At 70.2% G+C, this 7,402-nt stretch carries 7 protein-coding genes, 2 pseudogenes and 1 riboswitch; of the genes and pseudogenes, 2 read left to right on the forward strand and 7 right to left on the reverse strand.

Annotated elements, in window-relative coordinates; genetic code table 11:
• Positions 1-361, reverse strand: a 361-nt coding sequence (locus x551_RS16165) for a TfoX/Sxy family protein (protein WP_036249536.1), incomplete at its 3' end; no start/stop codon positions are given.
• A 101-nt stretch (positions 362-462) separates the two neighbouring features.
• Between x551_RS16165 and x551_RS16170 the strand changes: the two are divergent.
• Positions 463-1,075 (forward strand): annotated as a pseudogene (locus x551_RS16170) (5-formyltetrahydrofolate cyclo-ligase).
• A gap of 12 nt (positions 1,076-1,087) precedes the next feature.
• Here the strand turns inward: x551_RS16170 and x551_RS16175 are convergent.
• Positions 1,088-1,678 carry an OmpW family outer membrane protein gene (locus x551_RS16175; protein ID WP_036233585.1) on the reverse strand — a complete coding sequence of 197 codons (591 nt, stop codon included), beginning with the start codon at positions 1,676-1,678 and terminating at the stop codon, positions 1,088-1,090.
• Positions 1,679-1,877: 199 nt separating this feature from the next.
• On the opposite strand from x551_RS16175, the gene x551_RS16180 reads away from it, so the two are divergent.
• Entirely contained in the window at positions 1,878-2,708 is an 831-nt protein-coding gene (locus tag x551_RS16180) for a polyphosphate kinase 2 family protein (protein WP_036233583.1), read from the forward strand.
• A gap of 16 nt (positions 2,709-2,724) precedes the next feature.
• Here the strand turns inward: x551_RS16180 and metF are convergent, their stop codons facing one another.
• The 5 genes and pseudogenes from metF to x551_RS16205 form a co-directional block, all read right to left on the reverse strand.
• A complete protein-coding gene (gene metF / locus x551_RS16185) occupies positions 2,725-3,585 on the reverse strand; it encodes a methylenetetrahydrofolate reductase [NAD(P)H] (RefSeq protein WP_036233580.1) in 861 nt (286 codons plus the stop codon).
• A pseudogene (locus x551_RS16190) lies at positions 3,582-4,363 on the reverse strand (TlyA family RNA methyltransferase). The gene metF and the pseudogene x551_RS16190 overlap by 4 nt, the downstream one beginning before the upstream one ends.
• Positions 4,364-4,460: 97 nt before the next feature.
• Entirely contained in the window at positions 4,461-5,894 is a 1,434-nt protein-coding gene (ahcY, locus tag x551_RS16195; protein WP_036233574.1) for an adenosylhomocysteinase, read from the reverse strand.
• Positions 5,895-5,965: 71 nt separating this feature from the next.
• Positions 5,966-6,043, reverse strand: a riboswitch (S-adenosyl-L-homocysteine riboswitch).
• 67 nt (positions 6,044-6,110) lie between these two features.
• The gene (locus tag x551_RS16200; protein WP_036233572.1) at positions 6,111-6,704 is read right to left on the reverse strand and encodes a glutathione S-transferase; all 594 of its coding nucleotides are present in this window, start codon (positions 6,702-6,704) and stop codon (positions 6,111-6,113) included.
• Complete coding sequence (locus x551_RS16205; protein ID WP_036233569.1) at positions 6,701-7,174, reverse strand: VOC family protein; 474 nt, start codon at positions 7,172-7,174, stop codon at positions 6,701-6,703. The genes x551_RS16200 and x551_RS16205 overlap by 4 nt, the downstream gene beginning before the upstream one ends.
• Positions 7,175-7,402: the final 228 nt, after the last annotated feature.

The following is a 7,402-nucleotide window of genomic DNA, read 5'->3' on the forward strand; positions in this document are numbered from 1 at the left end:
GCTTGCGGACCCGCGCCGCCTGGGCGCGCAACGCCGCCTCCAGCGCCAGCCGGGCCCAGGGTCGCAGCGCATCGGGTGACTCGGTCGCCTCGTCGGGCGGCGTCCAGTAGCTCATGGTGGCGGTCCGCACCACGCCGGCGCGCGAACTTTCGTAGACGAAGGCCCGCCCGCCGGCGTCTCGCCACTGCGGCAACGTCTGCGCGTCGGTCTTGAGGTAGAGCTGGTCGGCGGCGATCAGACCGATCATCAGCCCGTCGAGGTAGAGGCCGTGGCCACCGAACATGCGCTTCGCATGCGCCGGTCCCACGGATGACAGCAACTCGACGCAGTGCGCAGCAAATTCGTCGCGGGGTGGGGCCATTGCCACAGTGTAGGCAGCGACCTTGGGGCGCAGGCCATCCTGCGGGGCAAAATCCGGGCTGCCTCGATGACACGCCACGCCAGCCCGCCACGGACCCGCCCATGACCCTGCCCTACGACCCGATGAGCCGGCCGGACAAGGCGCAACTGCGTCGCATGCTGCAGGCCGAGCGGCAGAGCCTGACCGATCGCCTGGAGCGTGCCGAACAGCTGCAGGGCGTGCTGCGGGTGTGGCTCACGCAGCGCGAGGACGTGACGGTCGGCGCATACTGGGCCATCAAGGGCGAGTTCGATCCCCTGCCGTCGCTGCACCGCTGGACCGAGGGTGCCGGACACGGTACCGGCGAGGGCCCGCCGCGCCGGATCGGCCTGCCGGTGATGAACCGCCAGACCAAGCAGCTGCGCTTCCACCAGTGGTACCCCGGCTGCCCGATGGAGGAGGATGCCTACGACATCCCCCAAGCCCAAGGGCACCGACCTCGTGATGCCGACGCTGTTGCTGGTGCCCTGCGTCGGCTTCGGCCCGAAGGGCCTGCGGCTCGGCTACGGCGGCGGCTTCTACGACCGCACGCTGGCGGCCCTGGAGCCGCGGCCGTTCACGGTCGGCATCGGCTACCGGCACGGCTACATCGACTGGCTCGAGGGCGAGCCGCACGACATCCCGCTCGACGCCATGCTCACCGAGGACGGCGTCGCCTGGTCGCGCGAAGACTGATCGCGCGCCGCCTCAGAAGCGCCAGCCGAGCCCGACGCCGAACAGCACCGGGTCGACCTTGAAGGTCCCCGCCTTCACCCCCGCAGCCGACACGTCGGTGCGGATCTGCACCTTCTTTACATCCAGGTTCAGCACCAGCCGGTCGCCGAGCGGCACGTCCACGCCGGCACCCACCGACAGGCCCACGCTGTTCTTCTCGATGCTGAACGGCGCCGGCAAGTCGACCGACGAGAAGCGCGTGTAGTTGATGCCCGCGCCGAGGTAGGGCTGGACCGCCGCGCCGGGCAGGAAGTGGTACTGCAGCGACAGCGTCGGCGGCAGGTGCTTGAGGCTGCCGATGCGCGTGCCGGAGGCACTCACGTCCTGCTTCTGCGGATAGGTCAGCACCAGTTCGGCGGCCCAGTTCGGCGTGAAGAAGTAGCTGATGTCGAGTTCGGGGAAGGTCTTGCTGTCGATGGCCAGGCCGACGCCGGTGCTGTCCTTGTTGGCCGGGTCGAGGTGCAGCGCGCGCACGCGCACCAGCCAGTCGCCGCCGGTCGGTGCGGCGGCCGCGGCGCCACCGAGGGCGGCGAGGGCGAGGGCGGCGAGGGTCTTCTTCTTCATGATGAGCTTCACTCCGGAATGCACGGGGAGCTTCCCGCCCGTGCATTGCAGTGCGTGGCGGGACGCCGCGGCTTGCGTTGGCTCAAGCGCGCGGGCGCGCAGCGTTGAAGCCGCTGCGGCTTTCTGAGGCAGATCAACCCGACGCGTCGCGGTGTGCACGCGGCGCTACAGTCGCCGCACCGCCTTCCCAGGAGTCGCGATGGCCCGCTCGACCGCCTACCTGAAGACCTACCGCGTCGGCCGCAAGCTGCGGCTCAAGGACATCGACCCCGGTGCGCGGCCGGCCGCCAGCAGCAGCCGCGAGGCCGACGATGCGCGGCTCGCCGAACTGGCGATCGAGATCGACCGCCTGCAGGACCTGCTCTACGCCAACGGCAGTGCCGGCCGACCGCCCAAGCTGCTGCTGGTGCTGCAGGGCATGGACACCTCGGGCAAGGACGGCACCGCGCGCTCGGTGTTCCGCCAGTGCAGCCCGCTCGGCGTGCGCGTGGCGGCCTTCAAGGCGCCCACCGAGGTGGAGCGCGCGCACGACTTCCTGTGGCGCGTGCATGCGGTGGTGCCGCGCGCCGGCGAGGTGGTGGTGTTCAACCGCAGCCATTACGAAGACGTGCTGGTGCCCTTCGTCGAAGGCTGGATCGACGCCGCCGAGCGCCAACGCCGGCTGGCCCACATCAACGCCTTCGAGCGCCTGCTGCACGACAGCGGCACGACCCTCGTCAAGTGCTTCCTGCACATCTCGAAGGACGAGCAGCGCGAACGGCTGCAGGCGCGTCTGGACGACCCCGCCAAGCGCTGGAAATTCCAGGTCGGCGACCTCGAGACGCGCTCGAAGTGGAGGGCCTACCTGGCCGCCTACGAAACCGCGCTGGCGGCCACCTCGACCGCCTGCGCGCCCTGGCACGTGGTGCCGGCCGACAGCAAGAGCAACCGCAACCTGATGATCGCGACGCTGGTCGCGCAGGCGCTGGCGGGCATGAAGCTCAAGCCGCCGAAGCCCGACTTCGACCCGGCGGCAGTGCGCGTGGTCTGAGCGCGCCGCGCGCGTTTCAGCCGCGCGCCGACGCGAGCCGGCGGCAGACCTCCAGCGTCAGCGCCGACTGGTTGAGCGTGTAGAAGTGGATGGCCGGGGCACCGCCGGCGATCAGCCGCTCGCACAGCCGCGACACCACCTCGATGCCGAAGGCGCGGATCGACGCGGCGTCGTCCATGTAGCCCTCCATCTTCAGGGCCACCCAGCGCGGGATCTCGATGCCGTCGCGCATCGCGAACTGCGCGATGCGCGCGTAGTTGTGGAACGGCATGATGCCCGGCACGATCGGCGCGTCGACACCCAGCGCGCGCACCTCGTCGAGGAAATGGAAGTAGGCGTCGGGGTTGTAGAAGAACTGCGTGATCGCCGCGTCGGCGCCGGCCTTCATCTTGTTGGCGAAGTGCTGCAGGTCGCGCCGCGCGTAGCGCTGCTGCGGGTGGTACTCGGGGTAGGCGGCCACCTCGATGCGCAGGTCGGTGCCCTGGGTCTCGCGCACGAAGGCGATCAGCTCGTTCGCGTAGCGGAACTCGCCGGCCGTCGCGGTGCCGCTCGGCAGGTCGCCGCGCAGCGCGACCAGGCGCCGGATGTTCTGCGCGCGGTAGGAGGCCAGGATCTCGGCGATGCCGGCGCGCGTCGAGCCGACGCACGACAGGTGCGGCGCCGCCTCGAAACCCAGTGCGGCGATGTCGCGCACCGTCGACAGCGTGCGGTCCCGCGTCGAGCCGCCGGCACCGTAGGTCACGCTGAAGAACTCGGGGGCCGCGCTGCCCAGCTCGCGCACCACGGTCTTCAGCTTCTCGCTGCCGGCCTCGGTGTTGGGCGGGAAGAACTCGAAGCTCACCGGCACCGGCAGCTTCAGGGAAGGTGTGTCGCTCATGTGTCTGACTCCAGCCGCCGGCCCGCAGGCACGGCACAGATGAAAAATTCGCGGTTCCCGTCGCCGCCGGCGACCACGCTGTCCAGCCACGCCGTCACGTCCAGGCCCAGTTCGCCGCAGGTGGCCCGCAGCTTGCGCTGCACCTCGCGTAGGAGGCGGCGCTCTTCACCAGGCCGCCCTTGCCGATGTCCTTGGGCTGCAGCTCGAACTGCGGCTTGACCAGCGCGAGCAGGTGGCCGTCGGCCGCGAGCAGCGGCACCAGTGCCGGCAGCACGGTGGTCAGCGGGATGAAGCTCAGGTCGGCGACGACCAGGCCGAAGCCGCCGGCCGGCATGGCCGTGCCCAGCGCCTCGCGCGTCAGGCCGCGGGCGTTGATGCCTTCGAGGACGGTGACCTGCGCATGCCCGCGCAGCGAGGGATGCAGCTGGCCGCGACCGACATCGACGCCCACCACGTGCGCCGCGCCGTGCGCCAGCAGCACCTCGGTGAAGCCGCCGGTGCTCTGGCCGACGTCGAGCGCGGTCACGCCGGTCACCGCCAGGCCGCACTGCGCCAGCGCGCCGTCGAGCTTGAGCCCGGCGCGCGACACCCAGCGCAGTTCGGCGTCGTCGGTGATGCGCAGCTCGGTGGCCTCCGGCAGGTCCTCGCCGGATTTGCGCAGCCGCACCCAGTCGACCGCCGCGCGCCGCTCGACCGCGCCACGGTCGATCAACCGCTGCGCCGCCGAACGCGTCGGCGCAAGCCCACGCTGGACAATCAACTGATCAACTCTTGGCATGAGATAGAACCGAGTGGACGCCGCGGGTCCGGCTCCGCCGGCCCGCCAGCGTCGCCCCTTTCGAGGGGGAGCGGCGCAGCCGCAACGGGGGTGGGTGTCAATACCGATAGGTGTCGGCCTTGTACGGACCGGACTTGCTGACACCGATGTACGCAGCCTGCTCGTCAGTCAGCTCGGTCAGCATCGCGCCGACCTTCTTCAGGTGCAGGCGCGCCACCTTCTCGTCCAGGTGCTTGGGCAGCACGTAGACCTTGCCGGCCTGGTAGTCGGCGCTCTTCGTGAAGAGCTCGATCTGCGCGATGGTCTGGTTGGCGAACGACGAGCTCATCACGAAGCTCGGGTGTCCGGTGGCGCAGCCCAGGTTCACGAGGCGGCCCTTGGCCAGCAGCGTGATCTTCTTGCCGTCCGGGAAGACGACGTGGTCGACCTGCGGCTTGATCTCGTCCCACTTCAGCTTCTCGAGCGAGGCGACGTCGATCTCGTTATCGAAGTGGCCGATGTTGCAGACGATGGCCTCGTCCTTCATCGCCGCCATGTGCTCGTAGCGGATCACGTTCTTGTTGCCGGTGGCGCTGACGAAGATGTCGGCCTTGTCGGCGGCGTACTCCATCGTCACGACCTTGTAGCCTTCCATCGCGGCCTGCAGTGCGTTGATCGGGTCGATCTCGGTCACCCACACCTGGGCGCTCAGCGCGCGCAGCGCCTGCGCCGAGCCCTTGCCCACGTCGCCGTAGCCGGCCACGCAGGCGACCTTGCCGGCGATCATCACGTCGGTCGCGCGCTTGATGCTGTCGACCAGCGACTCGCGGCAGCCGTACAGGTTGTCGAACTTGCTCTTGGTCACCGAGTCGTTGACGTTGATTGCGCGGAACAGCAGCGTGCCCTTCGCGCTCATCTCGTTCAGGCGGTGCACGCCGGTGGTGGTTTCCTCGGTCACGCCGATGATCTGGGCGCTCTTGCGCGTGTACCAGGTCGGGTCCTGCGCCAGCTTGGCCTTGATCGCGGCGAACAGGCAGGTCTCCTCTTCGCTGGTGGGCTTGGAAATCACCGACGGGTCCTTCTCGGCCTTCTGGCCCAGGTGCATCAGCAGCGTCGCGTCGCCGCCGTCGTCGAGGATCATGTTTGGGCCTTCGCCGTCCGTTCCCTTGGCGCCGAAGTCGAAGATGCGGTGGGTGTAGTCCCAGTAGTCCGTGAGCGTCTCGCCCTTGTAGGCGAACACCGGCGTGCCGGCCGCCACCAGCGCGGCGGCGGCGTGGTCCTGCGTGGAGAAGATGTTGCACGAGGCCCAGCGCACCTGCGCGCCCAGCGCCTGCAGCGTTTCCACCAGCACCGCGGTCTGGATCGTCATGTGCAACGAGCCGGTGATGCGCGCACCCTTCAGAGGCTGGCTTGCGGCGAATTCCTGGCGGATCGCCATCAGGCCGGGCATCTCGGTCTCGGCGATCTTGATTTCCTTGCGACCCCAGTCGGCGAGCGACAGGTCGGCAACGTGGTGATCGTGGGTGGGGGTGGGCTTGAGGACGGCGCTCATGGACGGGTCTCCGTGATTCAGGAAACCGCAGGACGCCGCAGGAGAGGGTGTGCTCACCGGCGGCGGGGGCCTGCGGGTGAGCGCCGTTGCATCGGGGGATGACTTTCGAGCCTGGCTCCCGGGCGGGAGTTGCAACGCTCCTCGAAAGTGGGCGGATTCTAGCCGGTCTGCCCGCCATCCCCGGTTCGCGGCAGGGTCTCGGGCCGGCCGCCGTGCTCAGGTGCCCGGCATCGCCCGGTAGCCCGGCAGGGCGCGGACGCGCTCGATCCAGCGCGCGATGTGCCGGTACGGCGCGAGGTCGATCCCGCCCTCCGGCGCCAGCGCGACGTACGGGTACATCGCGCAGTCGGCGATGGTCGGTCGGCCGATCGCCAGCCAGGCGTGGTCGGCCAGGTGGGCATCGAGCAGCGGCAGGATGCGGGCCGCCCGGGCCAGCGTGTCGGCCTTGTCGAGCGTGTAGCCGAAGCGGTCGACCAGCCGCGCCGACGCGGGGCCGTTCTGGATCTCGTTGGCCGCGGTCGACAGCCACTGCACGATCTCGGCCTGCAGCGGCGCCTCGGCCGGCCACCAGGCGGCGCCGCCGTAGCTGCCCGCCAGGTGCACCAGGATCGCCTGCGAGTCGCGCAGCACCCGCTCGCCATCGACCAGAATCGGCAGCTCGCCCCAGGGGTTGAGGTCGGTCAGCGGCGGCCGCTTGTGCGCGCCGCCGAGGAAGTCGACCGGCACGATCTCCAGGTCGATGCCCGCCAGCGCCGCGAACAGCCGCACCTTGTAGCAGTTGCCGGACAGTTCCAGGTCGTAGAGCTTCATGCCGTGTCTCCTTGGGGGATCAGTTGGTCGAATTCGAGGACGTTGCCGTCCGGGTCGCGGATGAACAGCGCGATCCGGCGGGGGCCGAGCCGCCGCGGCCCTTCGGTGATCGCGATGCCCTGCCGCTGCAGCCAGTCCTGCAGCGCGGCCAGGTCGTCGACCACGAAGGCCGGGTGGGTGATGCCGGGCAGCTTGACCGGCTCGTCGAGCAGCGCGTTGCGTGCGCCCGGCCGGCGCGCCGCGTTGAAGATCAGGTTGATGCGCACGCCGTCGGCGCTCTCCATCTCGTTGGCCTCGTGGCCCGGGAAGCGGGCGCGCTCGACGAAGCCCAGCGCTTCGTAGAAGGCCAGCGCGCGTCGGCGGTCGCTGACGCGGATGCCGACGTGGTCGTAAGCGACGAGGCGGACCGGCGCGTGCGACGCTTCGGCCGGTGCGGCGCGGGGCGGGGAGACGGCGGCGGCGAGGCTCATCGGGGCGGACGGCGAGGGGCGGGCGATGAGCGTCAGTGTCGGCAGCCGACCGTGCCGCGCCAATGCCGTCGCGCTGACAACACCATTGCGCCCGGCGCACAGACGAAAGGCGGGCGATGGACCGGCTGAAGCCATGGCGACCTTCGTGCGCATCGTCGAGGCCGGCAGCCTGAGCGCCGCCGCCGAGGGCGCGGGCCAGTCGCCCGCGGCGGTCGTGCGCGCGCTGGC

The organism is Methylibium sp. T29, assembly GCF_000576205.1.
Taxonomy (GTDB): domain Bacteria; phylum Pseudomonadota; class Gammaproteobacteria; order Burkholderiales; family Burkholderiaceae_C; genus Methylibium; species Methylibium petroleiphilum.